The sequence below is a fragment of the Crateriforma spongiae genome (genome assembly GCF_012290005.1).
GTDB classification, from domain to species: Bacteria; Planctomycetota; Planctomycetia; order Pirellulales; family Pirellulaceae; genus Crateriforma; species Crateriforma spongiae.
This window is the reverse complement of record NZ_JAAXMS010000004.1, coordinates 710,341-732,835: the sequence shown is the minus strand read 5'-3', so window position 1 is coordinate 732,835 and position 22,495 is coordinate 710,341. Positions and strand designations below refer to the sequence as shown.

The window sequence follows — 22,495 nt, the reverse complement described above, 5'->3', positions numbered from 1 at the left end:
TGCCTTCCGCCACAAGTGGGGTGGACCTTTGTCTGACCGCCCATTTTGGCGGATTCACGGTCGGCAACTCTATTTCACCGAACCTAGCCTGCGACATTTTGGTCGCCTGTGATTGATACCGGAATCCGGTCCCACGCTATGCAAGTTCAACGCGAGAATCGTGTTTTGAATTCAAACATCATGAAATCTACCTTCGCTGGAATGCTGGCCCTGTCGCTGGGCATCACGATGATGGCGTCACTCGGGTGCAAGCCCGAGCAACAGACGGCGGGTGAGATGCCCCCTCCGACGGTGACCGTGGCCAAGCCGGTTGTTCGACCGATTGTCGAATGGGACGCATACACCGGCCGCCTGGAAGCCACCGATTTTGTGGAGATCCGCGCCCGTGTCGGTGGCTACTTGGAATCGATCCACTTCGACGAAGGGCAAATCGTCAACAAGGGCGACTTGCTGTTCGTCATCGACCCCAGACCTTTCAAGGCCGAACTGAGTCGCGCCAGGGCGGCGTTACAGGAATCGGAATCACAGCTGCAACAGGCGAAAGCGCGACTGAAAGAAGCCCAAGCACTGAAACGCCAATCGGATGCACAATTGTCATTGGCATCCGCACGGGTCGATCGCGCCCGCAGTCTAAAGAGACAGAACGCGGTTTCACAGGAAGAAGTCGACCAGCGTGAGGCCGAATTTCTGCAGGCCGAAGCCGATGTCCAGGGCAGCGAAGCGGGAATCAGTTCGGCCGAGGCTGCGATCGCCACTGCCACGGCGTCGATGGAATCCGCCAAGGCAGAACTGGAAACGGCTCGGTTGAATCTCGGGTACACCCAGATCCATGCACCGGTCACCGGGCGGATCAGTAGCGAATTGGTGACCGAAGGCAACTTGGTCAGTGGCGGAACTTCGACATCCACGTTGCTGACCACGATCACGTCGGTGGACCCGATCCACTGCACCTTCGATGTGCACGAGCAAGATGTGTTGAAGTATGTTCGCTTGGCCCAACAAGGTCGACGTGAAAGTTCACGTGTCGCGAAGAACCCAGCCTACCTTAGCTTGATCGATGAAAAGGGGTTTCCGCACCGAGGCCATATGGACTTTGTCGACAACCGCTTTGATACCGACACGGCAACGCTTCGTGCCCGCAGCATTTTTCGCAATGAATCCGGGACGCTGGTTCCCGGCATGTTCGCACGTGTGCGTATTCCCGGCAGTGCATCGTACAAGGCGATCCTGATCCCCGATTCCGCAATCGGTACGGACCAGTCCAGCCAATTCGTGTACGTCGTGGTCGATGGGAAGATCGAACGGCGACCGATCGACACCGGCCCGATCGCGGATGGTTTGCGTGTCGTTCGCGAAGGCTTGCAAGGCGACGAAGCTTTGGTCATCCAAGGACTGCTGATGGTTCGGCCCGATATGGATGTCGCCGTCAAGGATGGAGAAATCATGGTGGTCGACGACGGACTGCCAGATAAGAGCGATCCGCTTACGCCCGATCAGTGGATTTCGCCCGAACCGACTCCCTTGCCGCAAGATGCCCAAACGGGTGAAGGCTTGGCGATGTACGGGGGTGTTTCCAAATGAAGTTTCCCCACTTCTTCATCGATCGGCCGATTTTTGCGTCGGTGCTTTCGTTTCTGATTCTGTTGGTCGGCGGCATCACGTATTTCTCGCTGCCGGTTTCGCAGTATCCCGACGTCGCACCGCCGACCATCGTCGTCCGCGCCAGCTATCCGGGGGCCACGCCGGAAGTCATCGCCAACACGGTCGCCACTCCGATCGAGCAGGAGATGAACGGCGTCGACGACATGCTGTACATGGAATCGTCGTCCAGCGCCGATGGAACCATGCAACTGACCGTCACGTTCAAGTTGGGTACCGACTTGGACGACGCGCAGGTGCTAGTACAAAACCGCGTGGCGATCGCCGAAGCACGTTTGCCGGAAACGGTGCGCCAAATCGGCGTGACGACGCGGAAACAGATCCCCGACATGCTGATGGTCGTCCACCTGACGTCGCCGGATGAAAGTCGCGACAACCTGTACATCAGCAACTTTGCGTTCTTGCGGGTTCGCGATGCGTTGATGCGTTTGGACGGTGTCGGTGACATTCGAATTGCCGGCGGCAATGAATATGCGATGCGGGTGTGGCTGGACATCGAAAAGATGACTCACGTCGACCTGACCGCCGGCGACGTGTTGGATGCGATTCGGCAACAGAACGTCCAAGTCGCCGCGGGCGTGATCGGCCAACCGCCGACCGACGGAACGGGCGCGTTTCAGTTGAATGTGACGACCCAGGGTCGTTTGAAAGACACCGATGAATTCGGCAAGATCATCGTCAAGCGAGGCGAAGACGGTCGTGTGACTCGTCTGAGCGATGTCGCCAGGATCGAATTGGGGGCCCAAGACTATTCGCGACTGAGCTACTTGGACGGAAAGCCGGCGATCGCGGTGTTGGTCTATCAGCGACCCGGCACCAACGCCGTCGACACGGCGGCGGAAGTCCTGAAGACGATGGATGGTCTTAGCAAAGACTTTCCCGAGGGCGTGGAATACCGTGTCGCGTACAACCCGACCCAATATGTCGAAGATTCGATCAGCGAAGTCTTTCAAACACTATTCATCACCACGATCCTGGTGGTGTTGACGGTCTTTGTGTTCCTGCACCATTTTCGCCCGACGATCATTCCGGTCGTCGCGATCCCGATTTCACTGGTCGGCACGTTCGCCGCCATGCAGGTGTTGGGCGTCACGCTGAACACGCTGTCATTGTTTGGCTTGGTGCTGGCCATCGGAATCGTCGTCGACGATGCGATCGTGGTGGTGGAGAACGTCGAACGTCTGATCCGCGAAGGCATGTCGCCTCGTGAAGCGGCCCACCGTGCGATGGACGAGGTGGGTTCCGCGTTGATTGCGACAACGCTGGTGTTGATCGCAGTGTTCGTGCCGACCATCTTCATCCCCAGCATCAGCGGCCAGTTTTATCAGCAGTTCGCTTTGACGATTTCCATCAGCACGGCCATCTCCACGTTCGTTTCGCTGACATTGACGCCGGCGCTGTGTGCGTTGTTGTTGAAGCCCAAGGCAGAATCCCCGCGACCGCGAAAGACTCGAATCGGCCGCTGGTTTTCGGCGGTGGTTTCGGCTCCGGCTCGCTGGTTCAACGCGACCTTTGATGTGGCCAGCAATGCATATGCAGCCATTGTTTCGCGTCTGGTCCGCACCGCTTTCGTTTCGCTGGTTTTGTACGGCGGCCTTTTGATTGCAACCGGCTACAGTTTCTCTCTGGTGCCGTCCGGGTTCATCCCGCAACAGGACCAAGGTTATCTGATCGTCAGCATCAACCTGCCCGACGGCGCGTCGCTGGCGCGGACGGACAAGATCACACAGCAGGTCGCGGAGATCGGCAAAGGCATCGACGGTGTTGCCCACGCGGTTGGTATCGTTGGGCTGAACGGATCAACCTTCACCATCAGCCCTAATGCCGCGGTAACGTTCCTGCCGTTGAAGGATTCAAAGGAAAGAGCCGAGCGTGGCCGCACTGCCGAAGCGATCGCTACAGACATGCGGAAGGCGGTTGCGTCGATCAATGAGGCAATGATCTACATCATTCCTCCGCCCCCGGTCCGTGGGATCGGTCGTGGCGGTGGATTCAAGATGTACATACAAGACCAAAGCGGCGCGGGTTTGGAAGCGCTGGAGCAGGTCAATCAATCCATGGTGGCCGACGCCAATGTGCATCCGGGCTTGCTGCAGGTGTTTTCAAACTATCGCTTGGGCGTTCCGCAAATCCGCGCCGAAGTCGATCGTACCAAAGCTCAGATGCTGGACATCCCGATCGACAACGTTTTCGAAGCATTGCAGGTCTACTTGGGATCGTCGTACATCAACGACTTCAATATCCTGGGGCGAACCTATCGTGTGACGGCACAAGCCGAACCAGAATTCCGCGACGATCCGGCCGACATCTTGCGGCTGCGCACCCGAAGCGCACGGGGCGCGACGGTTTCGCTGGGCTCGGTCGTCGAAGTCGAACGCGTGGTGGGCCCCGACCGTTTGGTCCGATTCAATCTGTTCCCCGCAGCCGACATCAACGGTGTGACCGTGCCTGGTTTTAGCACCGGACAAGCGTTGACCGCGATGGAAGACATCGCCGAAGCAAAGCTGCCGCCCGGATTCGGTTATGCGTGGACGGAAATTGCATACCAGGAAAAGCAGGCCGGAAACACGATCGTCTATCTGTTCCCGTTGGCGGTGCTGTTCGTCTTCCTGACACTGGCCGCTCAATACGAGAGTTGGCTATTGCCCTTGGCCATCATCCTGATCGTACCGTTGTGCTTGCTGTTCGCAGTGATCGGTATCTGGATGCGAGGGATGGACAACAACATCTTGACCCAGATTGGCTTCATCGTTCTGGTCGGACTGGCCTGTAAGAATGCGATTCTGATTGTGGAGTTTGCCAAGGCGGAAGAAGACGCCGGCAAAGACCGTTTCCAAGCCGCGGTGGATGCGTGTCGTATGCGGTTGCGTCCTATCCTGATGACGGCATTCTCGTTCATCTTGGGGGTGATCCCGCTGTTGATCGCCACCGGTGCCGGTTTTGAGATGCGGCGTGTCCTGGGCACGGCCGTCTTCAGCGGCATGCTGGGCGTGACAATCTTTGGATTGTTTCTGACGCCGGTGTTCTATGTGGTGCTGCGGCGGTTTGCACGAAAGCCCGTTGCCGCTGAAGAAGAAATCCCGCTTTCGAAGGCAGCTTAGTCCGCCCCATGAACGCCGCACCTAGACCGGATTCAGCGGTGGCAACGCATCAACCGAGCCTTCGGCGTCGTCTTTGGTTGCGGCCAAGTATTCGGTCACCGAGCGGCTAAGTTGGGTACCATCCCATGTCGCATCGTCACCGTTTCCATAACGATGACGATGCAGGTCGGTCACCGCCGATTGCAATGCGGGTGTGAAAGTCGGCGGACCAGGCAGACTGTTTTGCCATTGCTGCCAGGCGGCTTCGGCGGCCACCGGATCGTTGTTGCGGCAGGCACGCCGCAGGCGTCCGACCGCCACGCGATCCGGCGGATACAGCCGTGACCAAAACTGTTGCAGGCGGCTTTTCAGTGTCCGTCGCTTCAATACGGCGATGCAGCCAAGCAAGACCACCGCGATCATCAGGCCCAAGGCCCACCAACGTGGGAACGCACCGCCGGACGATTCATCGCTGACAGCGTCGCCACCGGTCGTGGCACTCGCGACGGCTGCGACGTTGTAGGTGACCGCCGGTAAAGTCGTCCAGTCGTACTGATTCTTTGTCGGGTCCCACCAAACGTACTTGGCCGCAGGAAACGTGACCGTGCCGCTTTCGCGTGGCACATAAGTGATCACATCGGTGCGACGGCCGGTGAAGGCGCCGCGCTGCATGTCATCGTCCACTGCTGGATCGTCCGGGTACACGCGAACGTTATCCGGGGCGGTCAAGATCGGCGGTGCCAAGGCCATCGCAGCGACGTCATCGGCACTCTGTTGAATCGTTCGACGAATCAGATCGCCTTGTCGAATGTCGCCCGGCGGTGGTTCCCAGGATTGATTGACTTCCAACCGATGGGTGGAAACGACGAAGACATCGGGGTCGTAATTGTCCGGCGTCTGAATCTGGACGTCGATCCCCGGCGATGTTTCGACATGATCGCTGACCGGTCCGGTGTAGCCGCTTCGGCAACTGAATCGCACCTGGATGTCGGGAATCGATACGGTCCCTGTTGCCTGGGAAAACAAAGCGAACTCATGGGTCTGGACCGTCCAGTCCTGGTCGTCGTCTCCGGTTTCCGATGACACCACCGGTGTGCCCACTTTGACGATCAACGCACGCGGAATGCTGGGGACCGAAAATCCGGCCGCGCCGACGAACGGCCCCGGTGCCTTCAGCTTCACAAAGAATGGCAGCCGTTGACCGACCCATGCTTTCGGCTCCGGTGCATCGGTCTGCACGTGAACGACCACCGACTCGGATTCGCCTCTCGCATCCGAGTCTTGTGAAAAGCACGGTCTGGCCATCACGGCCAGTGCGGCGAAAGCAATGAACCCGGGCCAACGGCGAACAAGAGCGACACGAATGGCAATCACGGTGATGGTTCCTCCGATCGTGACGCCTGCTGATAAGCGAACTTGGATTTCAAGAAATCCGCCGGCTGTGTCTGCACCTGTCGCAACCAGATGGCTTGCACGTTTGCGTCGGTGGTCGCACGGCTGCCTGCCACTTCGGTGTCTTGGCCCTGATTCGATTTCTTTTTGTCAAAGACAATCTTGTCCGCTCCCAAACGCTGGTCGCCCATGTCACCGCCGGGTGCATCGGTCATTTTTTGGCGTGCTTCGGCGATCTTCAAGTTGTCTTTGGCTTCTTTCCAATCCGGGCGTTGTTCGATCGCTTCCTGATAAGACGCAATTGCCTTGTCGTACTTGCCCAACAGCATCCAAGCATTGCCACGGTTGTAGGCGGATTCAGGCGAACGGACTCGCGCGAACGATTGAACCGCATTCTCGAATTCACCGGCACGGTACCAAGCGACGCCCGAACGCATGGGATCGTCAAAGGTTTCCGCAGCCGCCGAAAACTGTTCGGCGTTCATCAATCGTTGGCCCTGCTGATCCGGGGTCAAGAACCAAGACGCCCCAAGCATCCCCGTCAAAACCATCAATGTCCATCGAGCCATGATTCACCGCCCCGCCGCTTGTTGACGACGAAATCCCAAAGCCACCATCAACGTGATCAATGGCGTCAACCAGTATCCGAATTCTTCCCAACGTTCGGTCTGGCCACCGGCTGTCCCAGCCGATCGTCGGTTGGCTTGTGCGATCACCGCATCGATGTCTGAATCATCAACCGAATCCACCTGCACCGTCGCCCTCAACGCTTCGGCGACGTCCTTGATCGACCGATCGGCATCGGTTCCCGGCGGTGACATCGCCAGAAACTGGATCAGCGGCCGGCCCGCTTTCTGGTGCGATTCGGCAACGGTTTTGGGGTCAGCGTCGATTCGATCGGCAACCACAAGCAGCGATCCCGCACCGTCAAAAGCCTTCAGCAATTCCACGGCGGCTGGAATCGCCAAATCCAAGCGATTCCCTGGCACCGGCATGATGTCCGGCGACACCTCCGCAGCCATATCGGCAACCACCGCCGTGTCTTCGGTCGGTGGCAAGACGACATGGGCCGAACCGGCATAGGCGATCAGCCCCAGCGGTTCACCGGCACGGCGATCGGCCAAATCGTCGATTTTGATCTTCGCACGGTCCAGCGGGTTGGGCGACACATCGATCGCTGCCATGCTGTCGCTGGCTGATAGCAGGATCACCACCGGCGGTGCGTCCTTGGCAAACGGATTCGCCATGCGTTGCCAAGTGGGTCCGGCAACCGCCAGCGAAGCGACGATTGCGATCACAAGCCATTGGTAGCGTCGCCAAGATGCGACGTCGTGTTGGTTCTGGGTCAAAGCATCCAACAACCCACGATCCATCTGTTGCCGCCACCCCCGCAACGGATCGGCCGACCGGTGGAAATACCAACCGATGGCCAGTGCCAAAGGTATGGCTAGCAACGCCCAGGGTCGAATGAAATGAAAATCGGTCCAAGCCGCAATCATCGGGTGACCTCCAATTTGCCGGTCATCGCATCGACACGAACTTTCGGTGCATCCTGTTTCAGCGCCGTCTGTCGCGCCGCGGCCATCGCCCGAACCAATCGATCGATCAACAAGATCAGCAAGACGACCGCCACCGCAGCGAAATAGACATCAACACGGGGTTTGTGGCTGACCGTGCGGACCTTGCGGACTTCGATCTGATCCAGCTTGTCATAAATGGATTCCAAATTCTTTCGGTCGGCGGCAAAGAAGTAGTCACCACCTGTTGCCGATGCGACGTCACGCAGTGCCTGCTCGTCCAGCTTGTCTTCACCCACCGTCGTCGGATCACCGATCGCAACGGTGTAGATTTTGATGTCGCGCTGCTTCGCCACTCGAGCCGCTTCGACAGGCGGCACCCGGCTTTTGGTGTCGTTCCCGTCGGTCAACGCAATCATGGTCTTAGCCGGCGCGTCGCTGTCGTCGAACAAGTGAACGCCTAGCCCGATCGCATCGCCCAGCGCCGTACGTGGCCCCGCCATGCCGACTTGACACTCGTCCAGCAACTTTCGCGACAGTTCCAAGTCGGTGCTGAACGGTGCCTGAAGATAGGCTGCGTCACCAAAGACCACCAATCCAACGCGGTCACCTTTGCGTCGCATCAGAAAATCGCCCAAGACTTCCTTGACCGCCGATAAACGATCCACCTTTTTGCCGGCCGCATTGACAAAGTCTTCCTGCTGCATCGATCCCGATAAATCGACCAACAGTAAGAGATCACGCACCGGAAGCTCTTTCTGGATCGGTGGCAAGATCCACTGCGGACGTGCCGTGGCGGCCAGCATCAGCGTCCAAACCGAAACCGCGACCAACCAACGCGGCCATCCCCAAGTGTCGACCGAACCGGCGGATGTCGATGCGTTGGCTTCCTGCAATCGCCGGCCGAACGGAACCTTTACGGTCGTCACCACCGTTTTCACCGGAGGAAAAAGCCAGCGGACCAACCACGGAAGCGGCCACAGCAAAAACACCCACGGATACATCCATGACAACATGTCAGCGTCCTCCGTCCGATGAAGTCACCCTGGGATGCTTCGTCGCGGAAGCGGAAGTCATCGCGGTATGCCGACGGACCCAATCTTTCGCATAGTGCACCGACGCCGCCAACGCATCGTCCGATCCGGAACCCCCATCATAGATTCCCTGTGTCAACGCGACCCGAACCACATCGGGCATCGCAACCGGGGCCGAATCGGCCAGCCACTGTGCCCAGTTGGTCCCCGACAGCCCCGCGATCAATGTTCGATCATTCACCGCCAACGCGGCACGACGCAGCACGGCGGAAACATCCGCAACCGTTGACGCATGATTCAGTTCCGCCAATGCGGATCGTCGATACGCGTCGGCTTGATACCGTTGCCACCATCGAAACATCACCCAAATCATGATCGCCAAAATCATGGCCATGACGACGTACCATCCCGGCGCCGGTGGCCACCAAGACACATCGGCCGGCTGCACGATGTCGTGCATACGATCCAGACTGGTGGACGCATCGTTCATCAGTACCCCCGGCTGCCGAACATCGCCCGCACTTGGCCGGCAACATCATCGGCGGTGCAAATCGGAACGATCGGGATCCGCAGCGATCGGAAAACGTCACGCCAATGATCCAACAAACGTTGAAACGCTTCGCGGAAATCGTCGTGAAACCGTTGGCCTTCGGGGATCCGCCAGACCTTGCCGCGATCACTGGCCAGCATGCCCGGTGCACCCGTCAGCCGAATTCCCAGCGGATCATAGACGGCGATGACAATAACATCGTTATGCGAAGCCAACTCGGTCGCCAGCCTGCGCGTCTGGTCGTCCGCACCGTCCAGATCACTGATCAAGAATACCAGGTGATCATGTTTCGCTAACTGACATGCCTTTCGCAGCACATCATTGATGGAAACCTGATCCGCGGTCTCCGCCGCTTCATCGCCTTCGTCGGCAAGCCGCTGGTTCATCGAAACCACTTCGCCAAACAACTGGAACAACCGTGATTGGCTGCGATGCGGACGCACTTCGACGATCTGATCTTCGTTGAACACCAGTCCGCCAACGCGATCGCCACTGTCAAGCGACTTCCACGACGCCAACGCCGCCATCTCCGCGGCCACAACGGATTTCACCGTTCGCCGGCTTCCAAAGAACATCGGTCGCCGCTGGTCCACCAACACCAACGTCGGCCGCTCGCGTTCCTCGGTGTACACACGGACCTGTGCCGAACGCATCCGCGCCGTCGCTTTCCAATCGATCAGCCGAATGTCGTCGCCTTGTTGATAGTGCCGCAGTTCTTCGAAAGCCAAACCGCGCCCACGAATCCGTGACGAATGACGGCCCGCCAGCAAGGACCCGGCCGGCTGCGTCTGGGAAAACGTGAACCCACGGGCATCGGCTTTCAGCTGCATCAGTTCGCCCAAACTGATGGTGATTCGCGCATCGTTCACCATGGTCGCCTTTGCTTGCCCCCGGACGATTAAACCGCGACGACTTGTTTCAGCAGAGCCTCGATGACCTGAGGACGCGTCACGCCGGCGGCTTCCGCTTCATAGGTCAAATGAACCCGGTGTGCCAGACAAGCCGGTGCCACCGCGCGAACGTCGTCGGGCGATACAAAATCTTGTCCCGCCAGCCAAGCGTGCGCCCGAGCCGCCGCGTCCAATGCGATGGTTCCACGCGGACTGGAACCCAAGCGGATCCAGCGTGGCAAGTCTCCTTCGAATCGTTGCGGTTGGCGTGTCGCCATGACAAGATCGACGATGTACTTTTCGGCCGGCTCCGCCACCGCCACCGCATTAACCTCTTTGCGGGCGGCGAACACCACGTCTTGGGAAATCGGCGCCGGCGGCGTTTTTCCGTCACCAGATTTCTCACCACGTACCAATCGCAAGATCGCTGTTTCATCTTCACCCTGCGGATAATCCACCCGCACATACAGCAAAAACCGGTCCATCTGGGCTTCGGGCAACGGGTACGTGCCCTCTTGTTCGATCGGGTTCTGCGTTGCCAGGACCATGAACAGTTCTGGCAAGTGATGCGTTTGCGACGCCACCGTGACCTGTCGTTCTTCCATCGCTTCCAACAATGCCGCCTGGACCTTTGCCGGAGCCCGATTGATCTCGTCCGCCAGAATCAGGTTGCCAAAGATCGGACCATTCTGAAAAACGAACTCACCGGTCTGTTCACGATAGATCTCTGCCCCGGTGACGTCCGAAGGCAACAGGTCAGGCGTGAATTGGATTCGCCCAAATTCGCTGTCGACCAACTTGGACAACGTTTTGACCGATCGCGTTTTCGCGGTTCCGGGGAAACCTTCCATCAAGACGTGACCATCGGCCAAGATGGCGATCAAAATGCGCCGGACCACTTCCTCTTGGCCGATCACGGCCGCATTCATGGCGTCAAAAATGTCGGCGAAAGCCTCACGCGGCGTCATCAGTCCGGATTCCTTCAGATTTAAGACGTTCGGCCAAAATCACGATGCCGAAAACAGATGTCGATCTTATCACGCCACGCCCGACTTGGGCGACAGGCGGGAACGCAGAACTACCAGGATCGTCCAAGCACCGATGACGTTCACCCATCCTTGCAGCACCTTTCATCGTGCAACTGGACAGCATGTGCGAGCTGTCACCCATGCCGATCGTACCGTGCTGAATCCGATTCTATTGGGGTCCGTTGTCGATCCATTGGAGCGTGTTGGCTTCGACCAGGGTCATCAGAGCGACGCGTCGTGTTAACGAATTCGCGCCAAATCTCCGTGTCTTGGTGCCTCCGTGAGAAACCCCATATCCGTCCCAGACAGAAGTCTCTCACAGAGGCACGAAGGCACAGAGAGGAAGGCCAGGAAGGATCGCGGTGAAAGTAGATTATCGGTGGACGTAGGACGACGAACTCGAACAGCCAATCCCCCACTCCCGCACCCTCGGCAATCAATTCCCAAAAGCCCTCATCGCGAACCTCACTCGCCCCAAACCTCCGTGTCTTGGTGCCTCCGTGAGAAACCCCATATCCGTCCCAGACAGAAGTCTCTCACAGAGGCACAAAGGCACAGAGAAGGATCAGGAAGGATCAGGAAGGATCGCCGCGAAGTACTTCTGGTTGAAGAACGACGGAAACCGATCAGAAGGGACCAGACGCGTCATCCGGCAGCCGATCTTGAAACGTTCGTGATAGTCATGCTGCATCCGACCGTTTGAACCCGCGCTATCTGCGCGATTGAAACATCGCGAATAATCGATCGTGCATTCTTCGCTTCAAACGAGATTCCTGCTCGGCAGCGCTGCGTTCGTCACCCGGAAGTGATTCCGACGTAGCTTTCAGACGGAGCATTCCCGGACCCCGCTCCGGCAAGAGCCTTCGCCGATATCTGCCGACGATGATCACGCATGATTGACGCTGCTGAGTACTATCAACGCATCAACGCACCGACGGTTCGCGACCTTCCTCAACTTCCCGTTCACGCGCTGATCGATCAGGTATGCGAACGTCGCCCCGACACGATCGCTGTTCTGTCCGGTGATGATACGCAAACGTATCGCCAACTGAAGGCCAAGAGCGATCAACTGGCCGTTCACCTTCGGCGACACGGTGTCGGCCTCGGTGACTTGGTCGGACTTTGCAGCAACCGTGACGTTGACACCCCTGCGCTGTTGCTAGGCATCTTGAAGTCCGGCGCGGGCTACGTCCCGCTTGATCCCGAATATCCGCCCGATCGTCTACAGCTGATGGTCGAAGACAGCGGCCTGGGCCACATCGTTTCGCATCGTCAACAAGCGACGTTGATCGGATCGTTCGACGTGGAAACCACCGTCGTCGACGACTGGTCGGCGTTAGCGAACGATTCAGACAATCACACCGTTCCGAAGCTTCCCGCGGCTGGCGACATCGATTTGGAATCGGATGTGGCCTACGTCATCTACACATCGGGTTCGACCGGGAAACCCAAAGGCGTGATGGTTCAACATCAAGCCATGCTGAATCTGTTATCCAGCATGTTGGAATCGCCTGGATTCGCCGAACAAGACCGCTTACTGGCGACCACGACCCTGTCTTTCGATATCAGCGTCGTTGAAATGTTTCTGCCGCTGTTGGCCGGTGGCAGCTTGGTCGTTGTGGATCGACAAACCGCCAAGGACGCGAATGCGCTGAGTGCGGCGATCGATCGTTACGCCGTCAATTTCATGCAAGCGACGCCCGCGATGTGGCGGATTTTGCTGTCCGGCGGATTGCCGAATCGTGCCGACATGCGGTTCGTCTCCGCTGGCGAACCGTTGACGCATGACCTGGCGATGAAACTGCTGGACCATTGCACCGAACTTTGGAATCTATACGGTCCGACCGAAACCACGGTCTATTCGACCGGCCAGCAAATCGAGCGCGAGCAGAGTCGAATCCTGATCGGTCGACCTATCGCCAATACCCAGATATTCATCGTCGACTCCAACGATTCACTTTGCCCGCCCGGCGGTCCCGGTGAACTGCTGATCGCCGGCGAGGGCGTGACGTTGGGTTACCGGAATCGGCCCGAACTGAATCAACAGCGATTCACCGATTGGAAGGGTCATCGTGTTTATCGCACGGGCGACTTGGCCAGACTGACCGACGACGGCCGTATCGATCACCTCGGCCGCATGGACAGCCAAATCAAGTTGGATGGTCACCGAATCGAACTCGGTGAAATCGACGCCGCGATGCTGAATCACCCCAACGTGGTTCAAGCGGCCACGGTTCTGCGAGAGGACATCCCGGGCGAGAAACGCTTGGTCGGATACGTCATCGCGTCCAACCCTGGTGCTGCTGATCTTTCGCAGATGCGGCAAATGCTGGAGCAACGATTGCCGGCGTACATGATCCCCCAGCGGTTTGTTGAAATCGATCAGTTTCCTCAAACCCCGTCAGGCAAACTGGACCGTGACCAGTTCCCATTGCCTCCATCGGATCGCCCCGACGTCGGCACCGACTATGTCGCACCGAAAACCGAAGTCGAAAAGCAGCTTGCGAAGATTTGGTGCGAACTGCTTCAGATTGACCGCGTCGGAATCGAAGACAACTTCTTGCACCTGGGCGGCAGTTCGCTGCGTGCCGTTGCGATGATCGCTCGAGCGGATGAGGAGATCGGACTGAACATCACGCCCGCTGAATTCTTCGATCATCCCACCATCGCATCGCTGGTCACTTTTGCCGACACCAAACAAGAAATTACCAATCGAACGAATTCCAAGCCCGATTCTAGAATTACCGATTCGAATTCAATCGACAGGGACGCTTACGCGATCGTCGGAATGGCAGCCCGAATGCCGGGCGCAGCGAATCTGCAGCAGTTTTGGAGCAACCTGATCGAAGGTCGTGAATCGATTCGCTTCTTTCAGCCAAGTGAACTGGACGCCGGTTTGAAGGAAAGCGTCACCTCGCATCCTGGCTACGTTGCCGCTCGTGGCGTTGTTGACGATGCCGATCAATTCGACCGCAAATTCTTTGGCATGACGCCGCGTGATGCGGAACTGACTGATCCCCAACAGCGGATCATGATGGAACTTGCGTGGACGGCACTGGAAGACGCCGGTGCCATCCCCGGAAAGACCCAAAACCGCATCGGAATCTGGGCCGGAACCTATGCGACGACCTATCTGACCAAGAACTTGCTGACCCATCCGCGAGTCGTTCGTGAGGTCGACGATTTCAAACTCGGCATTCACAACGAAAAGGACTACATCGCGACGCGAGTTGCCCACGCACTGGATCTTCGTGGCCCAGCGGTCAACGTGAACACGGCTTGCTCCACATCGCTGGTCGCGGTGATCCAGGCGTGTCAGTCGCTTCGACTGGGCGATTGCGATGTCGCACTGGCCGGCGGTGTGTCGATCACATTCCCACAAAACCAGGGACACCTTCACCAAGACGGCAGCATCTTTTCGAAAGACGGACACTGTCGCCCCTTCGATGCGGATGCGACCGGGACGTTGTTCAGCGATGGCGCCGGCGTGGTGGTATTGAAACGTCTGCGGGACGCCATCAATGACAGTGACCGTGTCTATGCGGTGATCAAGGGCTATGGGATCAACAATGACGGCGGCCAGAAAGCAAGTTTTTCGGCCCCCAGTCTGCAAGGCCAAGCAAACGCGATCACCGCCGCCCATCGGATGGCGGGATTCGCCCCGGAATCGATCTCCTATATCGAAGCCCACGGAACAGCAACGCCGCTTGGCGACCCGATCGAAGTATCAGCATTGTCCAAGGCGTTCGGCCCGTCATCATCCGGGAAGCCGTTCTGTGCCATCGGAAGTGTCAAATCGAATATCGGACACACCGTATCCGCCGCGGGCGTCGCCGGCCTGATCAAAGTCGCGATGTCGATGCATCACCAAACGATCCCCGCGACCATCAACTATCGCAAACCCAACCCGCAAATTCCGTTTTCCAATAGTCCTTTTTACGTTTGCGACCGGCCGACGCCTTGGCCATCGTCCGATGTTCCTCGCCGCGCCGGTGTCAGTTCCTTCGGCGTCGGCGGCACCAACGCCCACGTTGTGCTGGAAGATGCATCGGCAACTGCGGTGAGTGGTGATCACCGGACCGGACACGAACTGCCGTTCAGCATCCTGCCGATTTCGGCCAAAACGGAACGCTCACTGGATGGCAACGTTGGGGAACTGGACGCCTATCTGCAGCAATCCAATCGTGACGATGACCTAAGCGATATCGCCGCGACTCTACAGGACCGACGTCAGCATTTCCGTCACCGCGCCGCGGTCGTCGCAAGGTCCGCCGAAGAAGCCCAACGCAAGTTAAACGAAAGGTTGCCGCAAAACTTCATTCGCAGTCATGCTTCCCCCCGACCACGCGACCTCGTGTTCATGTACCCGGGCCAAGGGGCGCAGTATGTCCGGATGGGTCAGGATCTTTACGAACACTCGTCGGTGTTCCGTGATTGTCTGGATGAGTGCAGCGAGATCTTACTGCCCTTGCTGGGACGTGATCTTCGTCAAGTCATGTTTCCACCACATGGTGACGAGGCGGCCTCCGAAGAGATTCTTCGCAACACACGGTTCACTCAACCGGCACTGTTCTCACTTGGCGTCTCGCTGTCGCGGATGTGGATGGCGTGGGGCTTTGAACCATCGGCGATGATCGGGCATTCCATCGGTGAATTTGCCGCGGCCTGTGTGTCGGGCATCTTCACGTTGGACGTCGGACTGAAACTGATCGCCCAGCGTGGCCGACTGATGCAAGAACTGCCCGGGGGCAGCATGCTGAGCGTGCGGAAACCCGGCAGCGATGTTGAAACGATGCTGTGGGGCGACATGGCCATCGCATCGTTCAACGGTCCCAACCTGTGCGTCGTCGCCGGCCCCACCGATCAAGTCAGCCAATTGCAGACGAAGCTTGAGGGTGACTCGGTCGCTTGTCGACGATTGCACACCTCTCACGCCTTCCATTCTCCCATGATGGATCCGGTGGTTCAGCCGTTCCAGCAATTTGCGGAGCAGTTCGAATTTGCAAAGCCGAACATTCCGATCCTTTCAACGGTGACCGGACAATGGATGACCGATCACGAAGCGACGGACCCGGGATATTGGGCAAATCATCTGCGAGCACCCGTGCGGTTTTCATCGGCGATCCAAAGGGTCTGGTCCGAGGCCGATGGCGACCCGACGAGAATCCTGTTGGAACTGGGACCGCGAAAAACGCTGTCCAGTTTGGCAAAGCAGCACGCCGCGTCACCCAAGCAGCAACTGGCCTATCCCACCCTGTCTGATCGAGCTGATGACCAGGCCGAATGGTCGGCAACGACGACCGCAATCGCCCGGCTGTGGGCCAGCGGGACCGATGTGAACTGGTCAAAACTGTCGTGCAGCGGTGCGCCACGAAAGAAGTCGGCGCCGGTCTCCATTCCCACGTACAGCTTCGATCGAGAACGTTTCTTCATCGATTCACCGACCGTGGAAGAGCCCCCGACCAGTGAAGCCACTCGTTCCTCCGTCTCGTCGACGCAAACAACGCCCCCAGCCCAACACGCAACGATGAATCGATTGCCCCAACTTATCGAACGTATTCATCACGTCTTCGAAAACTCCTCTGGCTTCGATGTCAGTGAATTCAGCGACGACACGACCTTCTTCGAAATGGGGCTCGATTCACTGGTGTTGACACAGACCGCGTCTTCTTTGACCACGGAATTTGAGACGGAAGTGAACTTTCGGCAATTGCTGGAAGGAACCGTCACCGTCGGATCGCTTGCCCAATGGTTGGACGAAACTCTTCCCGCCGAAACTTGTGCGTCACCCGAACCCTTGCAATCGCCCGCGCCGGCTGAAATGCCCATTGCTGACGAAGCCAATCGCGTTCACACCAACGTGCCGATGCAAGTTCGATCAGAGGCTGAAGGCGATCTACCGGTCAATCCACTTAACGTTGAATCCCAAGTGATGGCGTCGTCGCCAAGCGTTGCGGAAACGAATACCAAAAGCGGTCTTGAGAGCATCGTGCAGTTGCAACTGCAAGCACAAATGCAGCTGATGCAGCAACAACTGGCCGTCTTTGCACAACGCCCAGTCCCACCAACGGCGCACCCCCTGCCCACCGTTACCGCCCAGAAAACACGGCACACCACGCTAGAACCGACAGCCGACCAGCCGCAATCATCCGACCACGTTTCATCCAAACACCAGGATGCTGATACGGCGAAAACGACCGATACGGAAACAACCGTTAGCGATGTCGCTCCTCGAGCGAAACGCTATGACACGGTCAAACTGCAAGACGGTGAACTGGATTCCGACCAGCAACAGGCGCTGGATGCCATGATTGCAATGAATCAGAGCATCATGCCACGCAGCAAGTCTTACGCCCAGGAACATCGCCGGTATCTAGCCGACCCACGAACCGTCTCCGGTTTCCGTCCCAACTTGAAAGAGATGACGCATCCGATCGTTGTGGATCGCAGCAAAGGCGTCCACCTTTGGGACATCGATGGAAACGAGTACATCGATTTCACTTGTGGTTTCGGCTCCAACATCTTGGGGCACGGGCATGACGTGATTGTAGACGCGATCACCGACCAGATTCAAAAGGACTTTTCAATCGGGCCGCAAACGCCACTTGCGGGTGAAGTCGCCAGGATCTTTTGTGAATTGACCGGCCACGATCGGATGGCCTTCAGCAACACGGGGTCCGAAGCCGTTCTCGGGTGCACGCGTTTGGCACGCAACTACACCGGCCGTGACTTGATCGTGATGTTCAACGGCGATTATCACGGAATCCTGGATGAAGTGGTTGTCCGAGGTAGCAAGAAACAAAAGAGTTTTCCTGCGGCGACCGGAATCCCCAAGGACTACGTCACGAACACACTGGTCCTGGAATACGGTGCCGAGCAATCGCTACAGATCATCGAAGACAATCTGGATCGCTTGGCCGCGGTTCTTGTCGAGCCGGTGCAAAGCCGCAAACCTGAACTTCAGCCACAGGCCTTCTTGAAATCGCTGGAACGCATGACGGCGAATCAGCCCACGGCGTTGATCTTTGACGAAGTGATCTCCGGATTTCGGATCGGTCTGGGCGGCGCTCAAGAACATTTTGGAGTCAAGGCAGATCTGGCGTCCTATGGAAAGATTGTCGGCGGCGGCATGCCGATCGGTGTTGTTGCCGGTCGATCCGAATACATGAATGGCCTGGACGGCGGTTTTTGGAGTTACGGGGACGACAGTCGACCGGAAGCGGGAATGACCTACTTCGCCGGAACCTTTGTCCGCCACCCGCTGACCCTTGCGGCGTCCAAAGCGATCCTGACACACCTGAAGAAATGCGGACCTGCCGCGTACGCACGCATCAACGCTTTGTCCGACGATCTGGCCGAAAAGTCGAATCGCGTGTTCCAAGAATTGAACGCACCGATGTTCCTGGCGAACTTCGGATCGTTGTTCAAGATCCAGTTCCGTGAAGACATGCTTTACAGCGAAGTGTTCTTTGCGGGGTTGCGAAGACGTGGAATCCACATTTGGGACCACCGTCCTTGCTTGCTGACACTGGCACATCGACCAGAGCACGTCGATCAGTTCGTTGCGGCGTTGCGTGACACCATCGTCGAGTGCCAGCAGTACCGATTTCTGCCCGGCCAAGGGGTTCCCCAGACCATCGACGCCAACGATGCACAGCAGCCCACTGACCAGTCGGCATCTCCGCCTTGTTTGAATGCCAAACTGGGTCGTGACACGAACAACAACCCCGCATGGTTCGTCGCGGACACGCTAAATCCTGGCCAATACGTCCAAGTCGGTTTGCCGTCTTAGCCCTCAGTGAACAACGAACAATCATCCTTCGGTCTCGACCACCTTCCAACCATTGCCTTCGACTGAATCCATGGACACGTTTCCGTCTCCGAGCTCGACCACCTTTTCCGGCGCTACGTCCCATGGCACCGTTCCCGTCGTCGTCCAGTCCCGAGCGACCAACGATCGGTTCCCGTGCAGCGAAGCGCAGTTGGAAATCTGGTTGGCCAGCCAACAGAGCGAGGAAGCCAATTGTGCCTACAACGAAATCAGCTCGCTGACGTTTCATGGCGCATTGGATGTGGATGCGTTAAGGTCCGCGATCAATCGAGTCATGGAAAGGCACGCGTCCTTGCGATGCGACTTCGCCGATGACGGAAGAACCGTGCGAATTCATGATTCCGTCGCGCCGTCGATTCGCTTTCTGGACTGGTCGACGACATCTCAAGAACAGCGTGAACGGCTCACATACCAATTGATCCGCGACGAAGGCAGCGAGCCGTTTGACTTGACGACAGCACCGTTGATCCGATTCGCGCTGCAGAAGTTTTCGAACGATCATCACAAGCTGACCTTCACTGCGCATCACTTGGTCATGGACGGTTGGTCTCTGTCCGTTTTCTGCCATAACCTGGGCGCCTACTACGATCAGGAAATCGGTGTTCGGCCGCGGCAAGACTTGCCACCGACGGATTATCGCGATTACGCATCCGCGATGAAGGAGTACGAAAATTCTGATCAACGACAAGCGGATGAATCGTTCTGGAAAAAGACATATCACGGCGGAATCCCCAGCCTGGATCTTCCACGACAAGGTCGTCGTCGAAAGCTGCGCACGTATGCAGCGGCCCGCTACGATCACACCTTACCCCCGCATTTGATCGCAAAGTTAAAGCGTGTCTCGGCGAAATCGGGATGCAGTCTTTTCGGCGCGATGTTGGCGGGCTTCGGAGCCTATGTTTCACGGATCTGTGGGACCAATGACCTGATTCTTGGAATCCCCACCGCAGGTCAGGCTGCCACGGATCTTCCCGAACTGATCGGTCATTGCGTCAACACGATGCCGCTGCGTATCACTGTGGATGATTCGCTGTCGTTTGCCGAACACTTGACGACGACACGAACTGCGATGCTTGACGCACTGGACCATCAACGACTGTCGTTCGGGTCCCTGCTCCGCATGCTGGCACCACCGCGTGACCCCAGTCGTCCGCCCATGGTCAGCGTGTCATTCAACGTCGATCCGATGATCGATACCAACCAGATCGGTTTCAGCGGACTGTCGGTCACGCCCGGAATCGAACCGAGGGCGTTTGAAAACTTCGACTGGTTCGTCAATGGCGTGATCCTGAATGACGATTCCATCGAAATGCAGGTTCAGTACAACCGCGATCTCTTCACCGCGGAAGCAATGCGTTTCTATCTGCAGGGATTCGAAGCATTCTTGGACGCTGCGATCCATTCGCCGTTACAGCCGATCGGGCTGTGCCCGGTGATGAGTGTCCCGCAACGACAAACAGTCATTGCGGATTGGAATGAAACATCGCTAGACCTGCCCGACACTGCGACGCTGCACGAGTTATTCGAAGCCCAGGCGAAGAAATCTGCGGATCGAGATGCGGCTGAGTTTCAAGGACGTCGATTGACCTACGGCGAATTGGAAACGAAGGCCAATCAACAAGCCCGCGTCCTTCGCAATCGTGGCGTCCAATCCGGTGATCTTGTCGGCATCTGTATCGAACGAAGCGAACAAATGCTGGTGCATCTGTACGCGATCATGAAAGCGGGCGCGGCGTACGTTCCACTGGATCCGGCCTACCCGACCGACCGTTTAGCGTACATGTGCGATCATTCGGGCTTGAAGATGATTGTCACCCAATCGCACCTGATCGATCGCGTTGCGCAGTTCAACAAACCAATGGTTGCGTTCGATCAAATGACGCAGCAGATTTCCGAACAGAGCCCGGAGCCATTGGGCGTCGCTGTCGCTCCGGATGACCTGTGCTATGTCATCTACACCTCGGGATCGACCGGAAAGCCGAAGGGCGTGCAGGTCCCTCATGGTGCGGTCGTCAATTTCCTGATGTCGATGCAACAGGAACCCGGGTTCACACCGGATGACGTTTTGCTGGCGGTGACCACGCTGTCGTTTGACATTTCTGTTTTGGAGTTATTCCTGCCAACGGTCACCGGCGGAAAGGTGGTGATCCTGGACAGTGTTTCGGCCGCCGACGGAAACGCGTTGTCGGACGCAATCGATCGACACGCAATCACGGTGCTGCAGGCGACTCCATCGACTTGGCGTCTGCTGATTCAGTCCCGATGGTCATCGCACAAGGCTCTGGACCGTCAGGCTGATACAGTGGGTCAAAGCGATCCGCCTAAAACCTTGAAGGCCTTGTGCGGTGGTGAACCCATGCCGGGCGAGATCGTCGGCCCGTTGCTGAGGCACTGTGACGAACTTTGGAATATGTATGGGCCTACCGAAACCACCGTGTGGTCCGCAGCCTATAGGATCACCGATGCAAATGCACCGATCCTGATCGGCAAGCCCATCGGAAACACCCAAATCTATCTGTTGGATTCACAAGGTCGCGAAACGCCGCCGGGTTGCGAAGGCGAACTTCATATCGGCGGGGCGGGAGTCACCCGTGGCTATCGAAATCGCGTCGATCTGAGCGATGAAAAGTTTATCGAAAACCGGTATCGCAACCCTTTTGCCGACTACGTCAGCGATCGACTGTACCGGACCGGCGACATTGCGAAACTACGTTTTGATGGACAGTTGGAATTTGTCCGTCGCAATGACAAACAAGTGAAGGTTCGCGGGTTTCGAATCGAGCTGGGTGAAATCGAGACGCATTTGAAGTCGCATCCCTTGGTCGCCCAGAATGCAGTGATCGTTCGTGAAGACAAGCCAGGCGATAAACGTTTGGTTGCCTACATCGTTGCCTTGGACGGCCAATCGATCGATACCAGTCGGTTACGCGAACACTTGCGTCAGTTCGTTCCGCCCTACATGGTGCCACAGCACTTTATCAGCTTGCCGCAAATGCCGTTGACCAATAATGGCAAAGTGGACCACAAGTCGTTGCCCAAGCCGGACGAATTGACCGACGTACGCGCCGTCCATGATGTTCGGGCGACCGAACACAGTCACTCAGAATCTTATCTGATGTCACTTTGCACGCGTCTGCTTGAGCATACCGACGTGGCATTGGACGACATCTTCTTTGATGTCGGTGGGCATTCATTGCTCGTGATGCAAATCATCGCCACCGTGGAACGCGATAAGGGGTTCAAGTTCAGCCCACAAGATTTCCTGGTCAACACTTTGGGTCAGCTGGCGTCCAAGTTGGAAGCTGCGACAGAATCCAAAGCGGACGAACGTTCGGCAAAACAGCCTGACTCTCAACCCGACGTTCCAGGTGTGGATTGTTCTGCGGATCAAGACATCGAAATCACGCAGCCGAAACGCTCGTTCGCGTCGCGTTTTCTATCAAGGTGGAAAGCCGCGGTACCAACGCAAGAACACACGAAGGATGCTGCGGAACAGAAAGGATTCTGGGACTGA

General features: G+C 57.4%; 11 protein-coding genes. 4 read left to right on the top strand and 7 right to left on the bottom strand.

The annotated features are described in order from the left end of the window. Positions 1–180 precede the first annotated feature (180 nt). Positions 181–1,581, top strand: coding sequence for an efflux RND transporter periplasmic adaptor subunit (locus HFP54_RS14055; RefSeq protein WP_235951749.1), 1,401 nt, complete (start codon positions 181–183; stop codon positions 1,579–1,581). Further along, complete coding sequence (locus HFP54_RS14050; protein WP_168565598.1) at positions 1,578–4,760, top strand: efflux RND transporter permease subunit; 3,183 nt, start codon at positions 1,578–1,580, stop codon at positions 4,758–4,760. Before HFP54_RS14055 ends, HFP54_RS14050 begins: the two co-directional genes overlap by 4 nt. Positions 4,761–4,781: 21 nt before the next feature. Here the strand turns inward: HFP54_RS14050 and HFP54_RS14045 are convergent, their stop codons facing one another. Genes HFP54_RS14045 through HFP54_RS14015 form a run of 7 tightly spaced genes read right to left on the bottom strand, consistent with a single transcriptional unit; the run spans position 4,782 to position 11,090 of the window. Further along, entirely contained in the window at positions 4,782–6,113 is a 1,332-nt protein-coding gene (locus HFP54_RS14045) for a BatD family protein (RefSeq protein ID WP_168565597.1), read from the bottom strand. Beyond that, positions 6,110–6,700 (bottom strand): tetratricopeptide repeat protein, encoded by a 591-nt coding sequence (locus HFP54_RS14040; protein WP_168565596.1) that lies wholly within the window; start codon positions 6,698–6,700, stop codon positions 6,110–6,112. Before HFP54_RS14040 ends, HFP54_RS14045 begins: the two co-directional genes overlap by 4 nt. Positions 6,701–6,703: 3 nt before the next feature. Then, positions 6,704–7,630 (bottom strand): vWA domain-containing protein, encoded by a 927-nt coding sequence (locus tag HFP54_RS14035; protein ID WP_168565595.1) that lies wholly within the window; start codon positions 7,628–7,630, stop codon positions 6,704–6,706. Beyond that, positions 7,627–8,664 carry a VWA domain-containing protein gene (locus HFP54_RS14030; protein WP_168565594.1) on the bottom strand — a complete coding sequence of 346 codons (1,038 nt, stop codon included), beginning with the start codon at positions 8,662–8,664 and terminating at the stop codon, positions 7,627–7,629. Before HFP54_RS14030 ends, HFP54_RS14035 begins: the two co-directional genes overlap by 4 nt. A 1-nt stretch (position 8,665) precedes the next feature. Then, positions 8,666–9,172, bottom strand: a complete 507-nt coding sequence (locus HFP54_RS14025; RefSeq protein ID WP_146413590.1) for a DUF4381 domain-containing protein — start codon at positions 9,170–9,172, stop codon at positions 8,666–8,668. Further along, the gene (locus tag HFP54_RS14020) at positions 9,172–10,104 is read right to left on the bottom strand and encodes a DUF58 domain-containing protein (RefSeq protein WP_168565593.1); all 933 of its coding nucleotides are present in this window, start codon (positions 10,102–10,104) and stop codon (positions 9,172–9,174) included. Before HFP54_RS14020 ends, HFP54_RS14025 begins: the two co-directional genes overlap by 1 nt. A 26-nt stretch (positions 10,105–10,130) precedes the next feature. Next, positions 10,131–11,090 carry an AAA family ATPase gene (locus HFP54_RS14015; protein WP_168565592.1) on the bottom strand — a complete coding sequence of 320 codons (960 nt, stop codon included), beginning with the start codon at positions 11,088–11,090 and terminating at the stop codon, positions 10,131–10,133. A 952-nt stretch (positions 11,091–12,042) separates the two neighbouring features. Between HFP54_RS14015 and HFP54_RS14010 the strand changes: the two genes are divergently transcribed. Both HFP54_RS14010 and HFP54_RS14005 read left to right on the top strand, forming a co-directional pair. Continuing rightward, positions 12,043–18,942 carry a polyketide synthase gene (locus tag HFP54_RS14010; protein ID WP_168565591.1) on the top strand — a complete coding sequence of 2,300 codons (6,900 nt, stop codon included), beginning with the start codon at positions 12,043–12,045 and terminating at the stop codon, positions 18,940–18,942. Positions 18,943–19,012: 70 nt separating this feature from the next. After that, complete coding sequence (locus HFP54_RS14005) at positions 19,013–22,495, top strand: non-ribosomal peptide synthetase (protein WP_168565590.1); 3,483 nt, start codon at positions 19,013–19,015, stop codon at positions 22,493–22,495.